1 protein-coding gene is annotated in these 1,828 nt (G+C 61.3%); it reads right to left on the minus strand.

Translation table 11 applies throughout. The features are described 5' to 3' along the window. Positions 1-1,784: phosphoenolpyruvate synthase (gene ppsA, locus D8V06_RS08910; RefSeq protein WP_130930815.1), on the minus strand; the 1,784-nt coding region annotated here is incomplete at its 3' end. Between the last annotated feature and the right edge of the window lie 44 nt (positions 1,785-1,828).

A 1,828-nucleotide genomic window follows, 5' to 3' on the forward strand; every position in this document is an offset into this window, starting at 1 on the left:
GGCTCGTAGAGCTTGCCGCCGATCAGGTTGGCGTATTCGTTGGACTTGAAGTCCGAGAGACGCACGATGACTTTCTTTGGATAGAACGCAGCGGCCAGTGTGCTGATGCCTTCGACCAGTTTCTCGACGTAGAAGCCGACCGGATCGTTGTAGCCAGCGATACGCTTGTCGACGCTTTCCTTGATGTCTGCAGGCAGGCCGTCGTAATTCAGCAGTGCCTTGGGGTGCACGCCGATCATGCGGTTGATGATGAACTCCAGGCGGGCCAGGCCTACACCGGCGTTCGGCAGTTGTGCGAAGTCGAAGGCGCGGTCAGGGTTGCCGACGTTCATCATGATCTTGAACGGCAGCTCCGGCATGGCGTCCACGGAGTTTTTCTTGATGTCGAAGCCCAGTTCGCCTTCGAAGATGAAGCCGGTATCGCCTTCCGCGCAGGAAACGGTTACGCCCTGGCCGTCTTTCAACAGCTGGGTGGCGTTGCCGCAACCCACCACGGCCGGGATGCCCAGCTCACGGGCGATGATCGCCGCGTGGCAGGTACGGCCGCCACGGTTGGTGACGATGGCGCTGGCGCGCTTCATGACCGGTTCCCAGTCCGGGTCGGTCATGTCGGACACCAGTACGTCGCCTGGCTGGACCTTGTCCATCTCGGACACGTCCTTGATGATGCGGACCTTGCCGGCGCCGATGCGCTGACCGATGGCACGGCCCTCAACCAGCACGGTGCCGGTTTCTTTCAGCAGGTAACGTTCCATGACGTTGGCCTGGGTGCGGCTCTTCACGGTTTCCGGACGGGCCTGCACGATGTACAGCTTGCCGTCGTCACCGTCCTTGGCCCATTCGATGTCCATCGGGCACTGGTAGTGCTTCTCGATGATCATCGCTTGCTTGGCCAGCTCGCTGACTTCAGCGTCGGTCAGGCAGAAACGTGCGCGGTCAGCCTTGTCGACATCGACGGTCTTGACCGAACGACCGGCCTTGGCCTCGTCGCCGTAGATCATCTTGATGGCCTTGCTGCCCAGGTTGCGGCGCAGGATCGCCGGACGACCGGCGGCCAGCGTGCCTTTGTGAACGTAGAACTCATCCGGGTTCACTGCGCCTTGCACCACGGTTTCACCCAGGCCGTAGGCGCCGGTGATGAACACCACGTCACGGAAGCCTGACTCGGTATCGAGGGTGAACATCACGCCGGCGGTGCCGGTTTCCGAGCGGACCATGCGCTGAACGCCGGCCGACAGGGCGACCAGTTTGTGGTCGAAGCCCTGGTGTACGCGGTAGGAAATGGCGCGGTCGTTGAACAGCGAAGCGAACACCTCTTTGGCGGCGCGAATGACGTTTTCGACACCACGGATGTTCAGGAAGGTTTCCTGCTGGCCGGCGAAGGACGCGTCCGGCAAGTCTTCGGCGGTAGCCGAAGAACGCACGGCCACGGCCATGTCAGGGTTGCCGGCGGACAGCGTGGCGAACGCGGTGCGGATTTCGGCGTTCAGCTTCTCAGGGAATTCGGCTTCCATGATCCATTGACGGATCTGGGCGCCGGTCTTGGCCAGGGCGTTCACGTCGTCGACGTCCAGGGCATCGAGCGCATCATGAATCTGCTGGTTCAGGCCGCTCAGTTCCAGGAAATCACGATATGCCTGAGCGGTCGTGGCGAAGCCACCGGGCACCGATACGCCGGCACCAGCAAGGTTGCTGATCATCTCGCCCAGGGATGCGTTCTTGCCCCCCACATGCTCAACATCGTGTTTGCCGAGCTTATCGAGGGAAACTACGTACTCTACCAAGGTGATCTCTCCACTAACTGTGTTGGAAAAGCTCAGAAACCGGC

The sequence above is a fragment of the Pseudomonas sp. Sample_24 genome, assembly GCF_004307605.1.
Lineage (GTDB): Bacteria > Pseudomonadota > Gammaproteobacteria > Pseudomonadales > Pseudomonadaceae > Aquipseudomonas.